We start from the raw sequence: 20,702 nt of genomic DNA, 5'->3' as shown, positions 1-20,702 counted from the left end.
TCTGTGAAACAAACCGCTGTTGTCATCTGTCCGGGACGCGGCACCTATAACAAACCCGAATTGGGGGTTCTCGGCCGGCATTTTACCGACAAGGCCCTGCTGGCACATTTCGACGACATGCGCCGCGCGCAGGGTCAGGAAACCCTAAGCGAACTGGACGGCGCGCCCCGGTATTCCGTGGCAAAGCACACGCGCGGAGACAATGCCTCGGCCCTGATCTATTCCGCGACGCTGGGCGATTTTCGTGCCATTGATCCGGAGAAGATCGACGTGGTGGCTGTGACCGGAAACTCGATGGGTTGGTATTCGGCCCTGGCCTGCGGGGGTGCCTTGACCGCCGAGGCTGGGTTCGAGGTGGTCAACACCATGGGAACACTCATGCAGCAGAGCCTGATAGGCGGCCAGTTGATCTATCCTTTCATGGATGCCGACTGGCAGCCGAACCCGGCACGCAAGGCCGAACTGCTGGCTCTGGTCGCTGAGATCGACGGCACCGGCGCGACCCTCACCCTGTCAATTGATCTGGGCGGAATGCTGGTTCTGGCCGGGGATGAGACTGGGTTATCCGCCTTTGAAAACAAGGTGCCTGTGGTGCAGGAACGCTTTCCGATGCGGCTGGCCAACCACGCAGGGTTTCATTCGCACCTGCAACGCCCAGTTGCCGAAGCCGGTCGCAACCGCCTTGCCGAAGATCTGTTCCGGCAACCCAATTTGCCCATGATAGATGGCCGCGGTCAGATCTGGTGGCCCGGCGCCTGTGATCTGGACGCGCTTTGGGACTACACGTTGGGTCATCAGGTGACCGAAACCTATGATTTCACAAAGGCCGTATCACAAGCCGCGAAAGAGTTTGCACCCGACATGTTCATCGTCACTGGACCGGGAACCACACTGGGCGGGGCTGTCGCGCAGTGCCTGATCCTGAGCAATTGGGACAAGATGCAGGACAAAGCAAGCTTTCAGACCAGCCAACGCGAAGACCCTTCGCTGGTCTCAATGGGGATCGAGGATCAACGCACACGTGTGACCTGACCTTGCACACCCTGGCGGTGCGCCCTGCGCAAATCGATCGATCGCGGATATTCCGCTCCACTTGGTGCACCGAGCCGTCTGTTCAGAGCCCGCCCGAGCAAGCGCCTTGCTTTTCAATTCCACGATTCCGGAACGGAAAAAGATGACGGAGTGCTAGGCTTTAGACGGCAACCTGTTGTCCAATGCTATGGGTCATTTGGTACCTTCACGCAAATCTGGACTCTTTCGGTCAAGCATCTTGCAGACGAGCCAAAGGCCCAGACATCGAACGCGAAGCGTTTGATATCCATCGCTCATTTCTTTGGCTCAAATGGTGCCCGGGGGCGGAATCGAACCACCGACACGAGGATTTTCAATCCACTGCTCTACCCCTGAGCTACCCGGGCACGGGAACGACGTTTGTCGTTGGGTGGAGGCGTTCTATGACTTGCTACCGGCAGTGTCCAGAGGCTTTTTTACATTTTTTCAGTGCGGTCGCATTGTATTGTGTTCGTCCGCCTCGGCCTCGGACTCAGGGTCGTCTTCGCGCTGAGACGGGACCGCGTAAGAGCCGTTCAGCCACTTGGCCAGATCAATGTCTGCGCAGCGTTTCGAACAGAACGGGCGGAACTTCTTTTGCGTTTCTTCTCCGCAGATCGGACAGCTCATTTCAGGATCTCTGCGACAGGTAACCGGCTGCGTTTGCGCTGCAACTCGAAATGCCCCAGAGGTGTCCATCCCGCCAGTATCGTCTCGTCCGGGTCCGACTTGAAGGCCGCACGCAGGGCGGATTCGAACCCTCGGCGGTCTTTCTTGGGCATCGGAGCCAGATCCAGTGTGATCTGCCCTGCCAGCCCGCGCACACGCAATGCACGTGGCAAAGCTTTGGCACAAGCGAAGTTGGCTTTTGTTCCGGCCGCCAGCGACGTATCCGCGCCTGTGTTCACGTCAACGGCCACCAACGCGCGGGTCGGTTCGATATAGAGGTATCCGCCTCCGGGGAGAGGCTCGGAAACACCAAGGGCGACATCCAGCGCGTCCAGCACACTATGGGTTTCAAAACTGCCGGTTTTCGTCACAACCTCGGCAGGATCGGTCCAGTCGCGCCAAGCGAGGATATGCGGGCTGTCACCTTCGCTGAGCAGTTCGACGTCGGAGCCCTCGTCCGTCATCACTTGTTCAGCTTGCGCAAGCATGGCCGAAATGTCGTCGGCAATGTCACCGGCATCCGCATCCATGCAGCAGGAGCGGAGGATCAACCCGTAGGGGCTGTCGCCCATTTGTTCATGCGCGATTTCAAGCAGTTGATCGCGCTTGTCTTCATCCTTGATGCTGCGCGAGATGTTCAGGCCCGGCGCGTCGGGTGTGACAATGGCAAAGCGGCTTTTGAACAGGATGCGGTTGGTTACAGGGATGGCCTTGCCGGGCTCGGCATATCCGCCCACCTGCACCAGAAGCGTGGCACCCGGCGCTAACCCTTTGACCTGTCGAAGAAAAGCCGGGCCGTCTGGTGTCGTCAGGAACATGCCGCCCTGCCCCTTGACCGGTCGATCGGCGCGGGCACGATAGATGGTGCCGGGTGCCGGCGCGTCGGCGGCAATCAGGAGATCATCAAGCTTTCCGTCGACCATCAATGCCGCGGCCTCGCGGCCTTGGATATGGTCCAGAACGATGGTGCGACCTTTCATGATGCCTCGCGATATAGTGGGTAACCGATCCCTTGCAGCAAGGCGGCGGTCTCGGACAGGGGCAGCCCCACGATGCCAGTGAACGAGCCCGAAATCCATGGGATGAATGCGCCAGCAGGGCCCTGGATCGCGTAGGCCCCGGCTTTGCCCTGCCAATCACCGGTCGCCAGATAAGCGTTGATTTCAACGTCAGACAGGCGTTTGACCTTGACCTGCGAGACGACATCGCGTTGCAGGATGCGATCCCCGCGCCGAACGGCGACCGAGGTGATCACCCGGTGGCGGCGACCGGACAGAGCGTACAGGAACTCTGCGGCCTGACCCTCATCTTCGGGCTTACCCAGAATACGCCGCCCCAGTGCAACTGTCGTGTCCGCGCAAAGCGTGATGTCATCGCTATCCGATTGAACTGCCTTTACTTTTTCACGCGTAATGCGACTGCAATACGGAACCGGCAGCTCACCTTTCAGTGGTGTTTCATCGATATCAGGGGGGCGGATGGCGTCGGGCTGCACGCCAAGCTGCGCCAGCAGGTCCAGCCGCCTTGGGCTGCCTGATCCCAGGATAAACGCCACCTCGGCAGGCGTTATTTGAAGCGGTAGTTGATCCGACCCTTGGTCAGATCATAGGGGGTCATCTCGACCTGAACCTTGTCGCCGGCCAGAACACGGATGCGGTTCTTGCGCATCTTTCCTGCCGTATGTGCGATGATTTCATGGCCGTTTTCCAGCTCGACCCGAAACGTCGCATTAGGCAGGAGTTCCTTCACGACACCGGGAAATTCGAGCGTATCTTCCTTGGCCATGTTGTCTCCATCATTAGGTTGCGCCCGCAGAATCTGCGGGGATGTGCGCTTAAATGAGCCTATTTTTCCCTTATTTCAAGGGCGGATTCATCTAAAGGGCGGATAATGTGACCGTTTCGACTCGGGCGTCCTGCTCTGGCCAATGGGTCCGGTTCAGCACGTGGCCATCGGCGCGGACCGCGGCGATGGCGGACAGGTCGACATCCGCATAGGTCCATCCGGGTTGGTTCAGAGTGCCCTCGGCCAGCACCCCGGTGGCCGGAAACCCCTTGTCCGGCGGGCCGAAAACGCCGCCCATGCCGGTGTTCATGTCCACAGCTACGGACCAGCCGTTGGCTCCGACCAGGGATGACATGACTGTAACACATTGATTTTCCAATGCTCTTGACATTGCCCCGATGCGAACACGCCAATACCCTGACAGCGCTTCGGTGCAGGACGGTACAAGGATCATATCCGCATCGCTGAGTGCGCGGCCCAGCAGGGGAAACTCGCTGTCATAGCAGATCAGAACACCGATTTTACCCAGCGCGGTGTCGAACAGCCTGAGTGGACCACCCGGCGCAATGTCCCAGTCCTCGCGTTCAAAGCGGGTCATGATCTGCTTGTCCTGATGGTCGCGGCCACCGTCCGGGGCGTAGAACGCGGCGCGGTTCACCGGGCGACCGGACCCATCCACAACCGGGGCCGATGCGCCCAGAATGTACGTTTTGTACGCGCTTGCTAGGCGCGAGTGCAAATTTTGTACATCCTCGAACCGGTCGGAAACCGCGCGGATCGAGCGTTCGAGATCACCCGCCACCTCGGCACCATCGAGTGTCGACACCTCCATCGCGCCGTATTCGGGAAACACCAGCAGCCCGGCCCCCTGCCCGGCGGCCTCGGCAACCCAACGGTCCAGCTTGTCCTCGTACTGCGCCCAGCTGTCGAGCCAGTCGAGATCATACGCTGCGGTTGCGACTTTCATTGATGGAGTCCCTTGAGCCGATGTGTCGTGGCACTAAACCGTGAGAGCCGCCGCGTGTACAGTTCAATCTGGTTCTGGGGGGGAAGGAGGGGGAAAAGAGCCCTTATCGGCCATTGCTTTGTAATCCGTCTGCGGCGACTGCATTGGGCCGCTGCCAGCCCAATCCGGAAGTTCACAGCCACGCATTGCAAACACCGAAACGCGGCCATGAGGGGCGACTATGAAAGGAGTAGAGGAGGTCGAACAAGCCATTTCCCGCAGTCTTCAACGGGCATGTCTCACCAGCAATGGAACAGTTTGTACCGGGCAGACAGGATGAGTGTTTAACCTTCCTCTATCGAGCAAAGTATAAGAAAATAAGGAATAATTGATGTCTTTGCATTTTCCGGCTGGTGTGCGAACCATATGGAACCACTTAAATTGAGTCTGTTCGGCACACGATGAAAATCAAACCTGCACAACTTTACTCCCCTAAGAGCACCTTAGGCCTCAAGAGATACCTACTTAATCTCAATCGGGATCTTGATCGCGTGAAGAGAGATATAGAGTTCAATGACAATTTCGGATGGATATTTCAGCACTCTATTTCTAGGCAAGAACCCACACTAACAAATTTTGAAGTCGCAACGCTCTACCTCGAAGATCGTCGCTTCTTTTCACATAACGGGTTTGAATTTAGGTCTCTTCTGCGAGCCCTAAAACGCCTTGTTACGCGCGGGTCGCTGAACGGCATGAGCACGATTGACCAACAAGTAGTTCGTATTTCTCTGAAAAGATATGAAAGATCACTTTCGAGAAAGCTGAATGAAATCTTGCTTGCAGTCTTTCTCAATTTACACGTCTCTAAGAGGCGTATTTTCGATTATTACATACACAACGCATACCTTGGATTTAAGATGGAGGGTTGTGAGGTCACCTCACAGAAGACATTCGGCGTTCGAGCCTCTGACTTGGATGCAAAGCAAGCGGCATTTGTCGCAAGTCTACTTCCTTTACCTTTCCCTCGATCCGTTTGGGAAGTTTACCACAATACTCCCGGTTATCCTTTTTCAGACCCTGATCGGATTATCAGTCTTGCAAGGGGCCATGCGCCTTGGTGGGCTTCACGTATCAGCTATAGGATGAGCGTGGCTCTCAATGCTTATGACCGCATGCCGAAAAGTCTTTGAACGAGATAAGTCCGGGATATCAGGTCAAGACTTCCAACATCGATATTGTTGTACAGCGCAATTCTACCCGTCTCTTCATTGGCAGTCATCTCGTTTAGTTCCGCCAAAAATCGATAGGCTCTATACCTAGAGACATCTAATTTTTTGGAGCAAGACTTGTGTTCCTCTAAATGCTGTGCGCTCAAGTTCTCCATTCCAAGGCGATACGTTCGCAGTAAAGTATCACTGACATCTCGCAATGAAGAATGCACCGAGTTCTCAAACTCAAGCATCTTCTCCTTGCCGAAATAGTGGTAAATTTTTGATTTAAAAGTTGAAAACTCGTGCATCCAATCCCGGACGCTAGTGCGAAAGTCTTGCAGTTCATCGGTAGTGACGTCTCCACGATTCACATGGGCGATGAACTCTGATGTTGCTGAAATCCTTTTGTCGAAAGCGCGAGCCAAGGACTCAATGATCTCCATGCAGGCGTCGAACTCCCTCTGCCGAACCTCTTCCATTTTGTTGTGGCGCCATGATCTCTGCTGAAGGACATACCCTACAATGGCAACAACTAGACCAATAAGTACTGTTTGAGGAATCATTTTCTCACACTGCGTTTGCTCAATCAGCAGAAAACTATTTGCTTTTTTAGGCGATGGCTACTGACTGTTTAATCAGGCTGAGTACTTGCACTTTGCAAAAACGGATTTGTTGCGCAAAACTGCCGCTAGTAGTGCGGAGTACAGCTAGAGCAGCGAAGTTCGGCTTTGTGGCCTCACTTCTTGCAACACACAGAAAACCCTGCTCCACCGCCCCCCAACCCGAACCCTACAAATCCCTGATCCAGAACTGCAACGGCTTCAGCGTTTCTCCCTCTTCCCCGATATCTTTCCACGAGAATTGGGCGATTGCGCCGGGTAAGGGCTTGTATCCGCGGGCGCGCCAGAAGGTATCCAGCGGGCGGTAGTGGTCGGGGCGCAGGGGGTGGTCGGTGGGGCGTTGCACGCTGCAAAAGGCGCATCTGGCAAAGCCCAGAGCGCGGGCGTGCCCCTCGCGCGTGTCGAAGAATTTGTGGCCGACGCCCTGCCCGCGATAGTCGGGCAGCAAGACGGATTCAGCGCAATAGAAGATCTGCGACAGGTCCAGCCCGGTGTCTGCGAAGGCCGCGGCGAAATCGTCGGCGTGGTCGGTCAGCGGCGCGCCGGTCGAGGCGCCGATCAGGCGGTCGCCATCGAAGGCGCCGACCACGATGGCCTTGTCGCTGTCGCGGTAGGATTGCAGGTATTTGCGTTCGTATTCCAGATCGCCGTCATAGAGATAGGGCCAGGCGTGAAACACCCGGATCCGCAGGCGGGCGACATCGTCCAGAGCGGCCCCGAGTGCCGCTCCGGTCAGGGGGCGGACGTCACTGACGTCAGCCATTCGAGACCTGTTTGGTCCAGTCTGCAAGGTTGTAGAAGGTGGTGACGCGGGTGATCTTGCCGTCCCTGAGATCAAAGAACGATCCGGCAGGCAGGCGATAGGTCTGGCCGTGCGCGTCGGGCAGGCCCTCGTCGGTTTCCAGATAGGTGCCGTTGACGATGAACTCGGCCGCGGCGCGGGTGCCGCCCTGAGCCTCGAACACAACGATGTCGGTCAGGTTTTCGCGGTAGCAGCGGTTCATATGGGCGCAAAAGGCGGCGAACTTGTCCTTGCCGACGCGAATCTGGCCTTCGTTCACGTGATGGGCCACGTCATCGGACAGGCAGGCCAGCATGCCATCGACGTCACCGGCGTTGAAGGCATCGAAATAGGTTTTGACGGTCTGGTTCATGTCCCCTCCGTTGGTTCGCCCCAGCGGTCTTTCAGATGCTGAATGATCTGGTCGCGGGTCTGTCGGTAGTGATGTAGCTTTTGTTCGCGGGTCTCGCCCATCCCGGTAGGGTCCATTATTGGCCAATAATCGACATCGAGGTGAAAAACACGGGTCAGTTCCAGCGCCTGACGCTGGCTGGCGGGTGAAAGCGCCACGACCAGATCGAACGAGCTGAGGTCATCGCCCCATTCCTGCATCTCGTCGAAGGAGCGCGAGCGGTGGCGGGACAGTTCCACGCCGACCTCGTGGCAGACCGCGATGCTGAAGCCGTCAATTTCCAGATCGTTATGCACACCGGCGGACTGGACATAGGTGCCGGTGCCATAGAATTTCTTCATCAGCCCCTCAGCCATCGGGGACCGAACCGCGTTGTGGTCGCAACAGAACAAGACCGACTGCGGCAGAGGCTTCACGCGTCAGCCCCCAAAATGCAGAACGCAGATCAGCGTGAACAGGCGACGGGCGGTGTCGGTGTCGACATCTGCCTTGCCTTCCAGCCGTTCCTGCAACACGCGACTGCCTTCGTTGTGGATACCCCGGCGGGCCATGTCGATGGTTTCGATCTGGCTGGGCGGCAGCGATTTCACCGCATCGAAATAGCTTTCGCAGATCTGGAAGTAATCCTTGACCACCTGCCGGAAGGGACCGAGCGACAGGTGAAACTCGGCCGCTTTTTCGTTGGCCTCGGTTTCAATGTCGAAGACAAGCCGTTTGTCGCGGATCGAAAGCTGGAGGCGATAGGGGCCTTCGGGCACAACGCGGTCGTCGCGTTTGGGCAGCGAGAAGCTGTTTTCTTCCAGCAGATCATAGATGGCGACCTTGCGCTCCTGCTCGATCTCGGGCGTGGGCGGCGGCAGATTTCTATCATCCAGTTCGATATGCGAGATGCGGGTCATCTTTACAGTCACATTCCTTGCGTCAGCACAGACCTATAACAATGATATTCAACGGGCAACGCACAGAAACGCCATATGCGCCCGGTCTTTGCGTCATTTCAGCCATTCAGGCGGTTCAGGCGCGCGGTGACCGAGAGGCCATGCGCCTCGAGGCTTTCCGATTGCGCCAGCTGTTCGGCAGCAGGGCCGATGGCACGCAGGGCTTCGGGAGTCATCTGACTAAGCGTGGTGCGTTTGAGGAAATCCATCACGCTGAGGCCAGACGAAAACCGTGCCGAGCGGGCGGTGGGCAACACGTGGTTGGGACCGCCGACGTAGTCGCCGATGGCTTCGGGTGTGTACTGACCCAGAAAGATGGCTCCGGCGTGGATGGTTTTTTCGCTCAGCGCGCGCGGGTCGGCCACGCAAAGTTCCAGATGTTCCGGGGCAATGCGGTTGGACAGGGCGGCGGCCTCGTCCAGGTTGCGCACGGTGATCACCGCGCCGTAGTCACGCCAGCTGGCCCCGGCGATGGCGCGGCGTTGCAGGGTTTCCAGCCGTTTTTCGACCGCCTGCGCGACGGACTGGCCGAATGCCGCGTCGTCAGTGATCAGGATCGACTGCGCGCTTTCGTCATGTTCGGCCTGGCTGAGCAGGTCCAGCGCGATCCAGTCGGGGTCGTTGTCCTTGTCGGCGATGACCAGAATCTCCGAGGGGCCCGCGATCATGTCGATGCCGACCTTGCCAAAGACGCGCCGCTTGGCGGCGGCGACAAAGGCGTTGCCCGGCCCGGTGATCTTGTCGACCGGTGCGATGGTGTCGGTACCATAGGCCAGCGCCGCCACGGCCTGCGCGCCGCCGATGCGATAGACCTCGTCCACACCCGACAGCTGTGCCGCCAGCAGCACCAGCGGGTTCACCTGCCCGTCGGGCGTGGGCACCACGATTGCCAGCCGTTCCACACCGGCCACTTTGGCCGGGATGGCGTTCATCAGCACCGATGACGGGTACGATGCCAGCCCACCCGGCACGTAAAGCCCCGCGGCCGAGACGGCAGACCAGCGCCAGCCGAGTGTTGCGCCCGTTGCATCCGTCCATTCCTGATCCTCGGGCAATTGCCTTTCGTGATAGGCCCGGATACGGGAAGCAGCCAGTTCCAGCGCTGTGCGATCTTCGGCCCCGACCAGCGCTACCGCATCCGCGATCTCCTGTGCGCTGAAGGCCAGTGTTTCAGGCGTCAGCGTCAGCCGATCGAATTTGGCCGTCAGTTCGATCACCGCCGCATCGCCCCGGTTGCGCACATCGTCGATGATCTGCGCCACGACCGCATCCACATCCGGGCTGTCCTCGCGCTTGGCCGAGAGCAGGGTCCGGAAGGCGGGTTCGAAGTCGGGCGATTTGGTATCAAGGAAAACGGGCATGATCTGGCACTCCGGGCGTTGCGCATTGGGACATATCGCCCGGAGCGCGCCGCCTCAACCCTCAGTCACCGGGGTGCAGCGATTTGCGCATCGGGTATTGCGGGATGCCATGCCAGTCACCGGGCGGGCCTGCCGGTTGCCACCCCTGTTTCAGATAGAATGCGTGCGCCGTTTTGGTGGCATCCAGATGCGCCTCGGCACAGCCGCACACAGCCAGTTGCCGTTCCAGCCGGTTGAGCAGCGCTCGCCCCACCCCCTGCCCCGTATGATCCGGATCAACATAGAGCAAAGTGACCGTCCCGGTTTCAAAAAGCCCCCCGGCAGCGGCCACATGCCCCCGGTGTTCGGCCAGCCAGATCTGCGATCCGGGCCTGAACCAGCCCCGGATCGTGGCGGGGTCCTTGTTATCGGTCCATTGCGCGATGGCCTGTGGGTCACCCTTATGATCGACCCCGCAGAGCTGCGTGATTGAGCGGATCAGAGCCCGGCTGAGGTCGAACACGTCGAACACAGTGGCGGGGCGCAGTGCAATGCCTTCGGGCGTCGTTGAAAACGCCTGAGAAATCCCGCGCTTGTTCTGCATCTATTCGGGGTGATGCGGGGCCTGACCGGAGGGGGCCTGATAAGGGCGCGTGACGTCCTTGAGGGTGGCATCCAGCGCCTCGACCGTCAGGCGGATCGCGCCGTCACCGGCCAGCGTCAGCAGGACATGGCCCGCGCCATCCTCGCCGGGTTCGAAAACGACCGACAGCAGTGACATGATCATGTCGGTGTCACCGCGATCAATGCCCTGACTGGACACCGAGAGAACCGAACCGAAGACCAGCACCGACTGCACCCGTTCAAACGGGCGGTCGCGGCGGGCGGCGGCATCCTTGTCTTCCCAGCGAAAGCGGTTCAGCAGCAAGCCAAAGCGGCGCTGCGCCGGTTGCCACTTCATCTCGGTCACCGGAAACACGGCATCTTGCGCGAGGGTCGAGATCACCTGAAGGTCATCTGCATCCTCGGCCCCAAGATTTAGCGGCGCCTCGCGCCCGTCTTCAAAACTTGCGTCTGTCATTGGCCCTTGATCCGTTCAATCTTTGCGCCCACACCTTCCAGCTTGCGCACCACATGTTCATATCCGCGGTCCAGATGATAGACCCGGCTGACCGTTGTTTCCCCTTCTGCCGCCAATCCGGCAAGGATCAGCGAGACCGAAGCCCGCAGGTCGGTCGCCATCACCGGCGCGCCTTTCAGACGCTCGACCCCGGTCACCGTGGCGGTGCCGCCATGCACCTCGATCTGCGCGCCCATGCGCACCAGTTCGGGGGCGTGCATGAAGCGGTTTTCGAAAATGCGTTCTTCGAGAACCGAGGTGCCCTCGGCCGTACACATCAGCGCCATCATCTGCGCCTGCAGGTCGGTCGGGAAGCCGGGGAAAGGTTCGGTCACCACATCCACCGCGCGCACACGCCCGTTTTTGCGCGCCACTTTCAGACCGCCTGCGGTTTCCGAAACGCTGACGCCTGCCGCATCCAGCTTGGCCGCAAAGGATTCGACCAGTGACATGCGACCGCCCAGCAGTTCGACCTCGCCACCGCAAATCGCCGGGGCCAGCATATAGGTGCCCAGCTCGATCCGGTCGGTGACAACCTGATGGGTGGCCCCGTGCAGCCGGTCGACGCCCTGAATTTCGATGGTCGGGGTGCCTTCGCCCGAAATCTGCGCCCCCATCTTGCGCAGGCATTCAACCAGATCGACGATCTCGGGCTCGCGCGCGGCGTTCTTGAGCACCGTGGTGCCCTTGGCCAGCGTGGCGGCCATGACGATATTTTCGGTGGCCCCGACCGAGGCAAAGCGCATCTGATGCACGGCCCCTTTCAGACCACCCGGAGCTTTGGCGTGCAGATAGCCGTCCTTCAGCTCGATCTCGGCGCCCAGCGCCTCGAGCCCTTCGACATGCAGGTCCATCGGACGGGCGCCGATCGCACAACCGCCCGGCAGTGACACAACCGCCTGCCCGAACCGCGCCAGCAAGGGACCCAGCACAAGGTTCGAGGCGCGCATCTTGCGTACGATGTCATAATCGGCGGTCTGGCTGGTCAGGCTGTGGCTGGACATTGCAATCACCTGACCGTCTTGCAACGACGACACCTCGGCCCCCAGCGATTGCAGCAGCGCGGTCATGGTCTTGATGTCGCTTAGCCGCGGCGCATTGGTCAGCGTCAGCGGTTCTTCGCTTAACAATGTTGCGGGCATCAGCGTCAGGCACGCATTCTTGGCCCCCGCAATCGGTATCTGACCGTTCAGCGGGCCGTTGCCCGTTACCAGAATCGAATCCATCTGCTCTTATCCCTCGTCCTTGTCAGGCTTGTCCCCCGCGGCCGCGCGCGCCTTGGCCTGCGCCTTGCGACGCGCCATGTTGGCCTTGAGCGCCGCCTTCAGCCGCGCCTCGCGCGCATCGCCGGGTTTACCTTGTTTTTTGGGTGAATTTTTATCCGTCATGATCTTTCTCTACAGGAGGCGAAAAAAACCGTCCAGACACCCTTGCGCCGCGTTTCGTTTGAGTCTAATCACCCGCCCACAGCGCTGCTGTAGCTCAGAGGTAGAGCACTCCCTTGGTAAGGGAGAGGTCGAGAGTTCAATTCTCTCCAGCAGCACCATCCTTCATATTCCTGCGAAAAAGCGCGCTTTTATCCGGAAGGGTTTGGGTGTTCCGGCGTCTTTGGCTATTGGCGTGTCAGAGACTTTTGTGGTGCGCGTTTGGTTTATGGGCGGTTCGATACAGCCCGGAGGCGTCGAGCGCTGCGCGTGGTAGTACCATGCGCTTGGCAAGGGGAGCCGCTGCGCGCGCCCGTTGCATCCCTTGGGCCAGCGGCTCTTTCAGGGCATTGAACCCATTCCTGAGCCATAGATCGTTTCGTGACGGTCGGGCTTAGGTCATGCCCAGCGCTTCTTTGTACATTTCGATGACGGCCTCTTGCTCGGCGATGTCATCCTTGTCCCTTTTTCTGAGCGAGATGATGCTGCGCAGGGCCTTTACGTCATAGCCGCGCGACTTGCTTTCGGCGTAGACCTCTTTGATCTGGTCGGCGATGTCTTTCTTTTCCATCTCCAGGCGCTCGATACGTTCCACAAACTGGCGCAGCTCGCCCGCGGTGACCTTGTAATTTGCTTCTGCTTCTTCAGACATGCTCATCTTTTTTGTTCCCGGTTATGGACCTGCAACCAGAAGAGGTCAGCCTGCGGCTGGCGGTGAACGGCGGTGGCCCGATCATCGGGGGCACCTTCGAAACACGCCTGTCCCAGAGGCTGAAACCCTGGTGTGGAATGCCGGATACAGTGCTGCCGCCCGGGTCGCAAGCACCCAATGGGCTGGCGCACTTGTATGACCCCAACCGATCCGTTAAGCGCGTGATCAGGTCACGAGGATATGGGGGGAACCATGTTTGAATTCATCACCTGGGGCGGTGCAGCCCTGTCTGTGGCCGGGCTTGCCGGTCTGGTCTGGTGCATTCTTCGCGTGATGCGGGCGCGCAAGGCCGGTCTGTCGGATGACGAGCTGCGCGCGGTGGTTCAGGGGGTCTTGCCCTGGAACCTGGCCTCGCTGTTTCTGTCGGTGCTTGGATTGATGCTGGTCATCCTCGGGATTTCCCTTGGATGACCATCCGGTTCACACCGGCAAGTTATCAAACTGCGCTTCAATCGCATCTTCGCACAAGGCCGCATCCAGACGACGCAGGCGCGAAGGCACCTCCATCCCCTGCTGCCGCATCCGGTCAACAATCTTACTCACACTCGGTTGAAGCGCCAAACGCGTTTCCAGACCCGCGTTCACAAGCTTACGTTCAAGCTGCTCGGCTTCGGAATAAAGACCAGTCGGTGTCATAACCATCCTCCCAAGTGGCGCCAGTATCCCCAATATACGTAACGGGATTACGACCCGCAGATAATATCGTAGCCTTGTGCGGGAAATTGCCTGCCATGGTCGAAGTTTCGGCAATCTGACGCGGATAGGTTAAAGATTAAGCCAGAATTACAGCGGTTGCTTTGACCGGCATCAAATTCAGGTTCGATATTGCATCACATTCCAATTCACATATATGATATGCGAGACCGAAACGGAGAAGATCATGACACCGAAAGTGAAAGCGTTTTTTGACGAGCAGACCTTTACGGTTTCCTACGTGGTTCATGAACCTCAGGGACGGGCCTGTGCCATCATCGACAGCGTACTGGATTTCGACCATGCCTCGGGGCGGACGTCGACAACCTCGGCGGACAAGATCATCGATTTTGTGCGCGCGCAGGACCTTAAGGTCGAGTGGATTCTGGAAAGCCATGTCCATGCCGACCACCTGTCGGCGGCCCCCTATCTGCAACAGGAGCTGGGCGGCAAGATCGGGATTGGCGATCAGATCGTCACCGTGCAGGACACGTTCGGCAAGGTTTTCAACGAAGGAACCGAGTTTCAGCGCGATGGCAGCCAGTTTGATGCGCTGTTCAAGGAAGGCGACAGTTTTCACATCGGCCAGATGCGGGGCGACGTGCTGCATACGCCGGGTCACACACCGGCTTGCATGACCTATGTGATTGGCGACGCCGCATTTGTCGGTGACACACTGTTCATGCCCGATTTTGGTACCGCACGTTGTGATTTCCCCGGAGGATCGTCGGCTACGCTGTTCCAGTCGATCCAGAAGATACTGTCGCTGCCGGACAACACCCGCATCTATGTCGGGCATGATTACAAGGCTCCGGGCCGCGACGAATACGCGTGGGAGACGACGGTGGGTGAGCAGAAGGCGCTGAACGTCCATATCGGACAGGGGCGCAGCATCGAAGACTTCGTGGAAATGCGCGACGCGCGGGACGCCACGCTGGCCATGCCGCGCCTGATCCTGCCGTCTTTGCAGGTCAACATGCGGGCCGGTCAGATGCCTCCGGCGGATGAACAGGGCGATGTTTTCCTGAAACTGCCGGTCAACAAGCTGTGACGCGGGCACAACAAATCACAAAGGGAAATCCCACATGAATATTGAGTGGATCTGGGGGCTGTGCGGCGGTCTGGTGATCGGTCTGGCCGGGGCGGTTTATCTGCTGGGCAATGGCCGGATCATGGGCGCAAGCGGCATTCTGGGCGGCCTTGTCGATGGCAGCGCCAAGGGGAGCATGGCCGAAAAGCTGGCCTTTATTGCGGGGCTTGTCGGAATGCCCCTTCTTCTGCGCCCGTTGATCCTGCCCGAGGCCCAGACGCATCTTACCAGCAATCTGGGCGTTGTCATTCTGGCCGGGCTGCTGGTCGGTATCGGTACACGGATCGCCAATGGCTGTACCTCGGGGCACGGGGTGTGCGGGATCTCTCGGTTCTCGCTGCGCGGCATCGTGGCCACCGTTTTCTATATCCTTGCCGGGGGCGTCACCCTTGTGCTGCTGCGTCATGTGTTGGGAGTGATCTGATGCGCCTTTTCATTTCATTGATCGCCGGATCGCTGTTCGGCGCCGGGTTGCTGATTTCAGGCATGACAGACACCACAAAAGTTCAGGGCTGGCTGGATGTGTTTGGCAACTGGGATCCGACGCTGGCCTTTGTGATGGCCGGTGCCATCCTGCCGATGCTTGTGGCATGGCGGATGACAACCGGACGGCAAAACGCCCTGACCGGCGGAGCCTTTCCACCCCCTGCAAAGCCCGAGGTTGATCGCAGGCTGATCGTGGGTTCGGTTCTGTTCGGGATGGGCTGGGGACTGGCCGGGCTGTGCCCCGGACCGGCAATGGCCTCGCTGAGCTATGGCGGGCTGGGCGGGCTGGTCTTTCTGGTTGCAATGGCGGCCGGGATGTTCGTGGCACCACCGCTGGGCGCGCAACTGGACAGGGCGGCAAACGCGGCCTAAGGAATTGGCATGGAGATTCGTCAGATTACCCCCCGCTATGCTGTCTCGCCGCAGATCACGGTCGAGGATGTTCCGGCCATCGCCGAGGCTGGCTTTGCCAAGGTGATCTGCAACCGGCCCAATGCCGAAGTTCCCCCGGCCATGCAATCCGACGCGATCGGCGAAGCGGTGCGGGCCGCCGGTATGGAATATGAGGTGCTGGAGCTGACCCACCAGACGATGACGCCTGAGAACGTGAAGCGGCAGCGCGACATGGCGGAAAACGGCAGTGGTCCTGTTCTGGCCTATTGCGCCTCGGGCACGCGGTGTTCGGTGGCTTGGGCGTTGGGCCAGTGCGACCACATGAGCACGGACGACATCCTGAGTGCGACCGGCAAAGCCGGGTATCAGCTGGACAATCTGCGCCCCATGCTGGACCAGATCCGCGGCACTGGCGGCTGAGTGCCCCTCAACCTAGCTGGTGGACTCCGGGGGTGCCAACCCCGCCAGTTGCGTGATTTCAGCGACCATCCGTTCGGAATCGTTCACGATCAGATCGCTATCTGTCAGATCTGACACCCCGGCCGGGACGGTCTGGGCGTACGCATCATGCTCAGCTGGTTCAACCGGATAATCCTGCGGCGGTGTTCCACTTTTGCTGGCGATGAAGTCCTGCGCGTCAGCGCCGGTCAGGGCCGGCAGTGCAGCGGTTTCATTCAGCCGCACGGCCCGCAGGCCGCCGCATTGCCCAAGGCGACCGATACCGGCGCGTGTCCGGTCAATCGTCAGAACCTCGGTCCGGTCCAGACGCGCCCCGCGCAACGGCAGAATGTCCCCGATCCGCATTCCGGACAGGTCGGACAGCGGCAGCGACATGCGGCACAGCGCGGCGGTCAGTTCCGCCCGCATCACGCCTGAACACTGCTCCATACGCAGATCAACCTTTTCCCCGGCATCTTCGGCCACGTCCGGGACGGCAGGATGTTCCGGCAGAAAGACCGAGATGCGGCCCTGCTGCTCTCCGTTCGCCAGATCGACGGTCAGTTCGAAAATGCGGTACGCCTCTTCCGTCATCGCCAGTGACAGGGTGCGCAAATCCTTGGCGCGCGAGGTAAATTCCAGCCCTGCAAGGCAAATCTGATCGCTTGAGGCGTCAAACAAAGCGGCGGAACCGGTCAACGCGGCTTCGATCAAGGGGGCCACGATGGCGGCGTCGGTATCCGTGAACGTGCGTGCGCCGGGATCACCGGGCAGGACCTGACCAATGGTCTGGGCCTGAACAATGGCCGAGACCACATTCGGGTTGAGACAGGTCGCGGCGCGGCCTTCGGGGCCGTCAAACACCAGCAGCAGCCAATCCTGCCCCGCCGCGTCCCCCGGCACCTCCTGCGACTGGTTGGATTGCTTTGCCCCGATAACCGCCAGCGGCAGGTTCAGCCGGTCGCCCGCAGCCCGTGCGAACCCAAGGCGCAGCGCCCGCAGAACCGAGCGCGGGCGATCCCCCAGATCCTTTTGCCCGACGGACAGTTTGCGCGCCAACGCGGCATTGACATCTTGTGACATGACGCCCGATCACCAATTGTTCCAGAACCTGGCAACCGGTTTACACCCTCGGGCGTTACCAAGTTCTTTATGGCCGCGTCACTGCGCCGCCTGCTGGTAGGCCTGCGGCAGGCTGATCCGGAAGGCCGCGCCGCCCTGCCCCGGCAGATAGGTGATCTCACCCCCCAGCCGCTGCATGATTTCGCGGCAGATGGCCAGACCAAGCCCCGCTCCGCCAGCCTTGTCGCCGCCCACGCGGGCAAATTTTTCAAACACCATCGAGCGCGCACCCGGTGGGATGCCGCTGCCATTGTCGATGAAGTCGACGATGACCCGCCCACCGACATCATGGGCAGAGATGACCAGCACCGGATCGTCCGCATCGCAGTATTTCTGCGCGTTCGAGATCAGGTTGATGAACACCTGTCCCAACCGATCCAGATCCGTATGCAGAAAGATACGTTCGGCCGCGCGGGTCCGGCGGACGGTGATCTTTCGGTCCGCCCCGGCCAGAGCGCTGGGCACGGCGCGGTCCAGAACCGAGCGCAGGCTGTCATCGCTGAGATTAAGGCTGACCTGCCCGTTTTCAAGCACGCTCAGATCCAGCAGATCATCGAGCAGCCGGGTCAGGCGCAGGGCTTCGTCATGAATGATCGCGGCATAGCGGGTCTGCTCCTGGCGGCTGAGGCCATCGGTGTCGCGCATGATTTCCGAAAACGCCCGGATCGAGGTCATCGGCGTGCGCAATTCGTGACTGACCTGGCTCAGGAAGCTGTCCTTCTGTTCGGAAATCTGGGTGAGCTTGGCGTTAGCCTCGCGCAATTGCCGTGCGGTTCGGCTGAGTTCGGAGGACTTTTCCTCGAGCTGGCCGGAGTATTCCAGCAGTTGCGCGGATTCGTCTGCCACGGCCAGCAGATCCTCGACCGAAACCGACGATCCGCCCACGATCTGGCCGATCATCGCGTGGGCCATGGCCGCACCGACCGAGCCGCTGAGCTCGCGTTCCAGACGGTTGAGAAATCCCGGCGTCGGTTCCGGCAGGTGCGAACGGCCACCCTGTTTTTGCGCCTCGGCCTGAAAGAACTCCTGCGTGGGGCCGGTGCCCAGAATGCGCTGCGTCATGATCATCAGGTCTTCGCTTTGCGCCACCGACCCGGACCACCCGCGCGGCGCGACCGAGTGATCAAAGACGTTGACGAACTGCGCCCCCTGCAACCGCTCCAACGGGCTGGGAAAGCTGAGCAGGGACGCGACGCAGAAGGCAAGCGTGTTCAGGGACAAGGACCACATCACCGTATGCACCATCGGATCGATCCCCTCGATCCCGAACAGGGCATGAGGGCGCAGCCAGCCAAGGCCGAACAAGCCGTTTTGCAGCACGGTTTCGGGCATCCACGCGCCGCCCATTCCCGGCAGCAGCAGGGTGTATATCCACAGCACAAAGCCAACGGTCAGCCCGACCAGCGCCCCGGTCCGGGTTGCCCTGCGCCAGAACAGCCCCCCGACCAGCGCTGGCAGGATCTGCGAGATACCGGCAAAGGCGATCAACCCGATCGAGGCCAGCGCGGCACCGCCCCCGGACAGCCGGTAGTAGAAAAAGCCCAGCGCGATGATGGCGGCAATGGAAACTCGGCGTGCCATCAGGACAATGTTGCGCACATCGCCCGACACCGAGCCGGTGCCTTCCTGCGTGTTCAGCCAGATGGGCATGACCACATGGTTCGACACCATTGTCGACAGGGCCATCGCACTGACGATGACCATCGAGGTTGCCGAGGAAAACCCGCCGATGAAGGACAGCATTGCCAGCCAGTCATTGCCTTGGGACAGCGGCACGGTCAGCACGAACAGATCGGGGTTGGCGCCCTGAGGCAGCAGGTCCAGACCGACCACGGCTATGGGCACGACAAACAGGCTCATGAACAGCAGGTAGAGCGGGAAAGCCCAGGCAGCGGTTCTGAGATGGCCTTCGTCATCGTTTTCCACCACCATCACCTGAAACATCCGGGGCAGGCAGATAAAGGCGGCGGCCGACAGAAAGATGAACGTCGTCCAACGCCCGGCATCGACGTTCCACTGGCCGATTTCCGAGGCATCGATCCGGTCCATCATCGGGCCAATGCCGCCCGCGACCCCCCACACCACGAAAACGCCCACGGCGATCAGAGCAAACAGTTTGACAACGGCCTCGACTGCGATGGCCGTGACCACACCGTGATGACGTTCGTTCACGTCCAGATTGCGGGTGCCGAACAGGATGGCAAACACGGCCAGTCCAGCCGCGACCCAGAACACGCTGGACCCTTCGCGATAGAGGCCTGACGGGTCAGCCTCGGCAAAGATCGAGAATGACAGGGTAATCGATTGCAGTTGCAGCGCGATATAGGGCGTGCCGCCGAGCACCGCCAGAATGGTCACGCAGACCGCCAGCGTGTTCGACTTGCCATACCGGGACGACAGCAGGTCGGCGATCGAGGTGACCCGCTGGCTGCGCCCGACGCGCACCAGCTTGCGCAGCCCCCACCACCAGCCGACCATCACCAGCGTCGGACCGAGGTAGATGGTGACAAATTCCAGCCCCGACCGCGCGGCGTTGCCCACCGCGCCATAAAATGTCCAGGCGGTGCAATAGATCGACAGGGACAGCGTGTAGATCACGGGTGAACGCAACCATTTGCCGCGCCCGGCCGCAGCCATGCGATCCGCGGCGAAGGCCACTGCGAACAGGAACACGACATAGGCAAGGCAAACCAGAATCAGAACGTTTATGGTGGCCATCACTCAGCGCCCGTGTCCGATCCCTCGCGCGCGGCCATGCGGCGGGCGGCCAGCCCAAAGACAAACCCGGCCAGGATCAGCGCGCCCCAGCAGAGGAATATGTAATACATCGCCGAGGACAAGGGCACCGCCGCATCCCCGCCGGACGGGTCTGGCCACAGCAACGGAAGGGCCAGCAGCGCCGCACCCAGAAAGGGCAAAATCCGGGCGGCATCCGTCAACCTGTGACGACGATAGCTTTGTCGTTCCAGAAAAAGCGAGGGGCGTGTGCCCGGTGGTTTGGTCTTGTTGCCCTCGCCGGACATCATAAACGCGTCGCCTGCGCGTGAAGGTCACGCACGGCTGTGAGAACTTCGGCATTGGAAAACGGTTTGGTCATGAAGCGGCTGACGCCTGCGTTTTCAGCCATTTCCCGGTCGCGCGACTGACCCCGTGCGGTCAGCATCAGAACCGGCAAGCCTGCCAGTTCCTCCATTTTTCTGAGTTCCCGCAGGATATCCATACCGTTCTTGCCCGGCAGCATGACATCCAGAATGACCAGATCGGGCTGCGCCCCCTGGATCACCTGAACCGCATCCGTTCCATCGCCATGCGTTTCGACCTGCCATCCCTCGCGCGACAGCAGGAACCGGATAGCCTCGGCGATGTTCGGTTCGTCCTCAATCAGCAGAACCTTTCGGCTCATATGTTCAGTTCCTCCCATAACCGGTCTTCCATCCCGAGACCGGTTCCCGCCAGATTAAGCGGTCTGTCA

General features: G+C 60.0%; 29 protein-coding genes and 2 tRNA genes. 9 read left to right on the top strand and 22 right to left on the bottom strand.

All coding sequences use genetic code 11. The features are described from left to right. Window positions 1-3: 3 nt before the first annotated feature. Entirely contained in the window at window positions 4-1,032 is a 1,029-nt protein-coding gene (locus ACR0AP_RS15075) for an ACP S-malonyltransferase (protein ID WP_480507593.1), read from the top strand. A gap of 311 nt (window positions 1,033-1,343) precedes the next feature. On the opposite strand, the gene ACR0AP_RS15070 is transcribed toward ACR0AP_RS15075, so the two are convergent. The 6 genes from ACR0AP_RS15070 to ACR0AP_RS15045 all read right to left on the bottom strand — a co-directional run bounded on the left by ACR0AP_RS15070 (window position 1,344) and on the right by ACR0AP_RS15045 (window position 4,471). Then, window positions 1,344-1,418, bottom strand: a tRNA-Phe gene (locus tag ACR0AP_RS15070). Between the two features lie 79 nt (window positions 1,419-1,497). Beyond that, window positions 1,498-1,680 (bottom strand): DNA gyrase inhibitor YacG, encoded by a 183-nt coding sequence (locus ACR0AP_RS15065; RefSeq protein ID WP_480488370.1) that lies wholly within the window; start codon window positions 1,678-1,680, stop codon window positions 1,498-1,500. Further along, on the bottom strand, window positions 1,677-2,699 hold the full coding sequence (locus ACR0AP_RS15060) for a ribonuclease E/G (protein WP_480507481.1): 1,023 nt from the start codon (window positions 2,697-2,699) through the stop codon (window positions 1,677-1,679). Before ACR0AP_RS15060 ends, ACR0AP_RS15065 begins: the two co-directional genes overlap by 4 nt. Continuing rightward, window positions 2,696-3,274 (bottom strand): Maf family protein, encoded by a 579-nt coding sequence (locus ACR0AP_RS15055; RefSeq protein ID WP_480507479.1) that lies wholly within the window; start codon window positions 3,272-3,274, stop codon window positions 2,696-2,698. Before ACR0AP_RS15055 ends, ACR0AP_RS15060 begins: the two co-directional genes overlap by 4 nt. A gap of 11 nt (window positions 3,275-3,285) precedes the next feature. Beyond that, complete coding sequence (gene infA, locus ACR0AP_RS15050) at window positions 3,286-3,504, bottom strand: translation initiation factor IF-1 (protein WP_005978431.1); 219 nt, start codon at window positions 3,502-3,504, stop codon at window positions 3,286-3,288. A gap of 91 nt (window positions 3,505-3,595) precedes the next feature. Continuing rightward, entirely contained in the window at window positions 3,596-4,471 is an 876-nt protein-coding gene (locus ACR0AP_RS15045; protein WP_480507477.1) for a carbon-nitrogen hydrolase family protein, read from the bottom strand. Window positions 4,472-4,911: 440 nt separating this feature from the next. On the opposite strand from ACR0AP_RS15045, the gene ACR0AP_RS15040 reads away from it, so the two are divergent. After that, window positions 4,912-5,640, top strand: a complete 729-nt coding sequence (locus ACR0AP_RS15040; protein ID WP_480507475.1) for a biosynthetic peptidoglycan transglycosylase — start codon at window positions 4,912-4,914, stop codon at window positions 5,638-5,640. On the opposite strand, the gene ACR0AP_RS15035 is transcribed toward ACR0AP_RS15040, so the two are convergent. The 10 genes from ACR0AP_RS15035 to ACR0AP_RS14990 form a co-directional block, all read right to left on the bottom strand. Then, window positions 5,613-6,224 (bottom strand): hypothetical protein, encoded by a 612-nt coding sequence (locus tag ACR0AP_RS15035; RefSeq protein WP_480507473.1) that lies wholly within the window; start codon window positions 6,222-6,224, stop codon window positions 5,613-5,615. The two genes, ACR0AP_RS15040 and ACR0AP_RS15035, sit on opposite strands and share 28 nt — an antisense overlap. A 226-nt stretch (window positions 6,225-6,450) precedes the next feature. Next, on the bottom strand, window positions 6,451-7,044 hold the full coding sequence (locus tag ACR0AP_RS15030) for a GNAT family N-acetyltransferase (RefSeq protein ID WP_480507471.1): 594 nt from the start codon (window positions 7,042-7,044) through the stop codon (window positions 6,451-6,453). Further along, entirely contained in the window at window positions 7,037-7,435 is a 399-nt protein-coding gene (locus ACR0AP_RS15025) for a ketosteroid isomerase-related protein (RefSeq protein WP_480488382.1), read from the bottom strand. Before ACR0AP_RS15025 ends, ACR0AP_RS15030 begins: the two co-directional genes overlap by 8 nt. After that, the gene (locus ACR0AP_RS15020) at window positions 7,432-7,890 is read right to left on the bottom strand and encodes an arsenate-mycothiol transferase ArsC (RefSeq protein WP_209505795.1); all 459 of its coding nucleotides are present in this window, start codon (window positions 7,888-7,890) and stop codon (window positions 7,432-7,434) included. Before ACR0AP_RS15020 ends, ACR0AP_RS15025 begins: the two co-directional genes overlap by 4 nt. A gap of 3 nt (window positions 7,891-7,893) precedes the next feature. Then, window positions 7,894-8,373: a UPF0262 family protein gene (locus tag ACR0AP_RS15015; RefSeq protein WP_171722821.1), complete on the bottom strand. Its 480-nt coding sequence runs from the start codon at window positions 8,371-8,373 to the stop codon at window positions 7,894-7,896. Between the two features lie 98 nt (window positions 8,374-8,471). Further along, window positions 8,472-9,773, bottom strand: a complete 1,302-nt coding sequence (gene hisD, locus ACR0AP_RS15010; RefSeq protein WP_480507469.1) for a histidinol dehydrogenase — start codon at window positions 9,771-9,773, stop codon at window positions 8,472-8,474. Window positions 9,774-9,834: 61 nt separating this feature from the next. Then, the gene (locus tag ACR0AP_RS15005) at window positions 9,835-10,356 is read right to left on the bottom strand and encodes a GNAT family N-acetyltransferase (RefSeq protein ID WP_480507467.1); all 522 of its coding nucleotides are present in this window, start codon (window positions 10,354-10,356) and stop codon (window positions 9,835-9,837) included. Then, complete coding sequence (locus tag ACR0AP_RS15000; protein WP_480507465.1) at window positions 10,357-10,833, bottom strand: DUF2948 family protein; 477 nt, start codon at window positions 10,831-10,833, stop codon at window positions 10,357-10,359. Beyond that, window positions 10,830-12,098, bottom strand: a complete 1,269-nt coding sequence (murA, locus tag ACR0AP_RS14995; RefSeq protein ID WP_480507463.1) for a UDP-N-acetylglucosamine 1-carboxyvinyltransferase — start codon at window positions 12,096-12,098, stop codon at window positions 10,830-10,832. The genes ACR0AP_RS15000 and murA overlap by 4 nt, the downstream gene beginning before the upstream one ends. A gap of 6 nt (window positions 12,099-12,104) precedes the next feature. Continuing rightward, complete coding sequence (locus ACR0AP_RS14990; RefSeq protein ID WP_209505784.1) at window positions 12,105-12,260, bottom strand: hypothetical protein; 156 nt, start codon at window positions 12,258-12,260, stop codon at window positions 12,105-12,107. 83 nt (window positions 12,261-12,343) lie between these two features. Here ACR0AP_RS14990 and ACR0AP_RS14985 point away from each other — a divergent pair. After that, window positions 12,344-12,418 (top strand) — tRNA-Thr (locus ACR0AP_RS14985). Between the two features lie 272 nt (window positions 12,419-12,690). On the opposite strand, the gene ACR0AP_RS14980 is transcribed toward ACR0AP_RS14985, so the two are convergent. Next, window positions 12,691-12,954, bottom strand: coding sequence for a DUF2312 domain-containing protein (locus tag ACR0AP_RS14980; protein WP_209505782.1), 264 nt, complete (start codon window positions 12,952-12,954; stop codon window positions 12,691-12,693). A gap of 17 nt (window positions 12,955-12,971) precedes the next feature. Here ACR0AP_RS14980 and ACR0AP_RS14975 point away from each other — a divergent pair, with 17 nt between their 5' ends. Together ACR0AP_RS14975 and ACR0AP_RS14970 are read left to right on the top strand one after the other, a co-directional pair. Beyond that, a complete protein-coding gene (locus ACR0AP_RS14975) occupies window positions 12,972-13,208 on the top strand; it encodes a hypothetical protein (RefSeq protein ID WP_480507461.1) in 237 nt (78 codons plus the stop codon). Continuing rightward, a complete protein-coding gene (locus ACR0AP_RS14970; RefSeq protein WP_209505778.1) occupies window positions 13,201-13,419 on the top strand; it encodes a hypothetical protein in 219 nt (72 codons plus the stop codon). Before ACR0AP_RS14975 ends, ACR0AP_RS14970 begins: the two co-directional genes overlap by 8 nt. A gap of 9 nt (window positions 13,420-13,428) precedes the next feature. Here ACR0AP_RS14970 and ACR0AP_RS14965 read toward each other — a convergent pair whose 3' ends face one another. Continuing rightward, window positions 13,429-13,644 (bottom strand): hypothetical protein, encoded by a 216-nt coding sequence (locus ACR0AP_RS14965; protein ID WP_209505776.1) that lies wholly within the window; start codon window positions 13,642-13,644, stop codon window positions 13,429-13,431. A 244-nt stretch (window positions 13,645-13,888) separates the two neighbouring features. On the opposite strand from ACR0AP_RS14965, the gene ACR0AP_RS14960 reads away from it, so the two are divergent. The 4 genes from ACR0AP_RS14960 to ACR0AP_RS14945 are packed head-to-tail and all read left to right on the top strand — an operon-like array spanning window position 13,889 to window position 16,090. After that, the gene (locus ACR0AP_RS14960) at window positions 13,889-14,752 is read left to right on the top strand and encodes an MBL fold metallo-hydrolase (RefSeq protein WP_209505774.1); all 864 of its coding nucleotides are present in this window, start codon (window positions 13,889-13,891) and stop codon (window positions 14,750-14,752) included. A 34-nt stretch (window positions 14,753-14,786) separates the two neighbouring features. Continuing rightward, entirely contained in the window at window positions 14,787-15,215 is a 429-nt protein-coding gene (locus ACR0AP_RS14955) for a YeeE/YedE family protein (RefSeq protein WP_267366620.1), read from the top strand. Further along, window positions 15,215-15,649: a DUF6691 family protein gene (locus ACR0AP_RS14950; protein ID WP_267366618.1), complete on the top strand. Its 435-nt coding sequence runs from the start codon at window positions 15,215-15,217 to the stop codon at window positions 15,647-15,649. The genes ACR0AP_RS14955 and ACR0AP_RS14950 overlap by 1 nt, the downstream gene beginning before the upstream one ends. Before the next feature lie 9 nt (window positions 15,650-15,658). Next, a complete protein-coding gene (locus ACR0AP_RS14945; protein WP_480507459.1) occupies window positions 15,659-16,090 on the top strand; it encodes a protein tyrosine phosphatase family protein in 432 nt (143 codons plus the stop codon). Between the two features lie 12 nt (window positions 16,091-16,102). On the opposite strand, the gene ACR0AP_RS14940 is transcribed toward ACR0AP_RS14945, so the two are convergent. The 4 genes from ACR0AP_RS14940 to ACR0AP_RS14925 all read right to left on the bottom strand — a co-directional run bounded on the left by ACR0AP_RS14940 (window position 16,103) and on the right by ACR0AP_RS14925 (window position 20,633). Beyond that, window positions 16,103-17,191 (bottom strand): FliM/FliN family flagellar motor C-terminal domain-containing protein, encoded by a 1,089-nt coding sequence (locus ACR0AP_RS14940; RefSeq protein ID WP_480507457.1) that lies wholly within the window; start codon window positions 17,189-17,191, stop codon window positions 16,103-16,105. Window positions 17,192-17,269: 78 nt separating this feature from the next. Further along, complete coding sequence (locus ACR0AP_RS14935) at window positions 17,270-19,948, bottom strand: ATP-binding protein (RefSeq protein ID WP_480507455.1); 2,679 nt, start codon at window positions 19,946-19,948, stop codon at window positions 17,270-17,272. Beyond that, window positions 19,948-20,256, bottom strand: a complete 309-nt coding sequence (locus tag ACR0AP_RS14930) for a hypothetical protein (protein WP_209505761.1) — start codon at window positions 20,254-20,256, stop codon at window positions 19,948-19,950. Before ACR0AP_RS14930 ends, ACR0AP_RS14935 begins: the two co-directional genes overlap by 1 nt. Next, entirely contained in the window at window positions 20,253-20,633 is a 381-nt protein-coding gene (locus ACR0AP_RS14925; protein WP_480484506.1) for a response regulator transcription factor, read from the bottom strand. Before ACR0AP_RS14925 ends, ACR0AP_RS14930 begins: the two co-directional genes overlap by 4 nt. Window positions 20,634-20,702 lie beyond the last annotated feature (69 nt).

This window comes from Ruegeria sp. AF7, assembly GCF_056541885.1.
Note: the sequence above shows the minus strand (reverse complement) of the source record. Positions and strands in the feature narration are given on the sequence as shown.

What these genes read in the sequence shown, in the direction of transcription:
- ACR0AP_RS15025 (WP_480488382.1), bottom strand. Translation starts at nt 7,435, where the DNA reads ATGAACCAGACCGTCAAAACCTATTTCGATGCCTTCAACGCCGGTGAC.
- ACR0AP_RS14930 (WP_209505761.1), bottom strand. Translation starts at nt 20,256, where the DNA reads ATGATGTCCGGCGAGGGCAACAAGACCAAACCACCGGGCACACGCCCC.
- ACR0AP_RS14980 (WP_209505782.1), bottom strand. Translation starts at nt 12,954, where the DNA reads ATGAGCATGTCTGAAGAAGCAGAAGCAAATTACAAGGTCACCGCGGGC.
- ACR0AP_RS14945 (WP_480507459.1), top strand. Translation starts at nt 15,659, where the DNA reads ATGGAGATTCGTCAGATTACCCCCCGCTATGCTGTCTCGCCGCAGATC.
- ACR0AP_RS14975 (WP_480507461.1), top strand. Translation starts at nt 12,972, where the DNA reads ATGGACCTGCAACCAGAAGAGGTCAGCCTGCGGCTGGCGGTGAACGGC.
- ACR0AP_RS14990 (WP_209505784.1), bottom strand. Translation starts at nt 12,260, where the DNA reads ATGACGGATAAAAATTCACCCAAAAAACAAGGTAAACCCGGCGATGCG.
- ACR0AP_RS15030 (WP_480507471.1), bottom strand. Translation starts at nt 7,044, where the DNA reads ATGGCTGACGTCAGTGACGTCCGCCCCCTGACCGGAGCGGCACTCGGG.
- ACR0AP_RS15000 (WP_480507465.1), bottom strand. Translation starts at nt 10,833, where the DNA reads ATGACAGACGCAAGTTTTGAAGACGGGCGCGAGGCGCCGCTAAATCTT.
- ACR0AP_RS15015 (WP_171722821.1), bottom strand. Translation starts at nt 8,373, where the DNA reads ATGACCCGCATCTCGCATATCGAACTGGATGATAGAAATCTGCCGCCG.
- ACR0AP_RS14960 (WP_209505774.1), top strand. Translation starts at nt 13,889, where the DNA reads ATGACACCGAAAGTGAAAGCGTTTTTTGACGAGCAGACCTTTACGGTT.
- ACR0AP_RS15065 (WP_480488370.1), bottom strand. Translation starts at nt 1,680, where the DNA reads ATGAGCTGTCCGATCTGCGGAGAAGAAACGCAAAAGAAGTTCCGCCCG.
- ACR0AP_RS15060 (WP_480507481.1), bottom strand. Translation starts at nt 2,699, where the DNA reads ATGAAAGGTCGCACCATCGTTCTGGACCATATCCAAGGCCGCGAGGCC.
- ACR0AP_RS14935 (WP_480507455.1), bottom strand. Translation starts at nt 19,948, where the DNA reads ATGGCCACCATAAACGTTCTGATTCTGGTTTGCCTTGCCTATGTCGTG.
- hisD (WP_480507469.1), bottom strand. Translation starts at nt 9,773, where the DNA reads ATGCCCGTTTTCCTTGATACCAAATCGCCCGACTTCGAACCCGCCTTC.
- ACR0AP_RS14950 (WP_267366618.1), top strand. Translation starts at nt 15,215, where the DNA reads ATGCGCCTTTTCATTTCATTGATCGCCGGATCGCTGTTCGGCGCCGGG.
- ACR0AP_RS14955 (WP_267366620.1), top strand. Translation starts at nt 14,787, where the DNA reads ATGAATATTGAGTGGATCTGGGGGCTGTGCGGCGGTCTGGTGATCGGT.
- ACR0AP_RS14925 (WP_480484506.1), bottom strand. Translation starts at nt 20,633, where the DNA reads ATGAGCCGAAAGGTTCTGCTGATTGAGGACGAACCGAACATCGCCGAG.
- ACR0AP_RS15005 (WP_480507467.1), bottom strand. Translation starts at nt 10,356, where the DNA reads ATGCAGAACAAGCGCGGGATTTCTCAGGCGTTTTCAACGACGCCCGAA.
- ACR0AP_RS15045 (WP_480507477.1), bottom strand. Translation starts at nt 4,471, where the DNA reads ATGAAAGTCGCAACCGCAGCGTATGATCTCGACTGGCTCGACAGCTGG.
- ACR0AP_RS15035 (WP_480507473.1), bottom strand. Translation starts at nt 6,224, where the DNA reads ATGATTCCTCAAACAGTACTTATTGGTCTAGTTGTTGCCATTGTAGGG.
- murA (WP_480507463.1), bottom strand. Translation starts at nt 12,098, where the DNA reads ATGGATTCGATTCTGGTAACGGGCAACGGCCCGCTGAACGGTCAGATA.
- ACR0AP_RS15040 (WP_480507475.1), top strand. Translation starts at nt 4,912, where the DNA reads ATGAAAATCAAACCTGCACAACTTTACTCCCCTAAGAGCACCTTAGGC.
- ACR0AP_RS14965 (WP_209505776.1), bottom strand. Translation starts at nt 13,644, where the DNA reads ATGACACCGACTGGTCTTTATTCCGAAGCCGAGCAGCTTGAACGTAAG.
- ACR0AP_RS14970 (WP_209505778.1), top strand. Translation starts at nt 13,201, where the DNA reads ATGTTTGAATTCATCACCTGGGGCGGTGCAGCCCTGTCTGTGGCCGGG.
- infA (WP_005978431.1), bottom strand. Translation starts at nt 3,504, where the DNA reads ATGGCCAAGGAAGATACGCTCGAATTTCCCGGTGTCGTGAAGGAACTC.
- ACR0AP_RS14940 (WP_480507457.1), bottom strand. Translation starts at nt 17,191, where the DNA reads ATGTCACAAGATGTCAATGCCGCGTTGGCGCGCAAACTGTCCGTCGGG.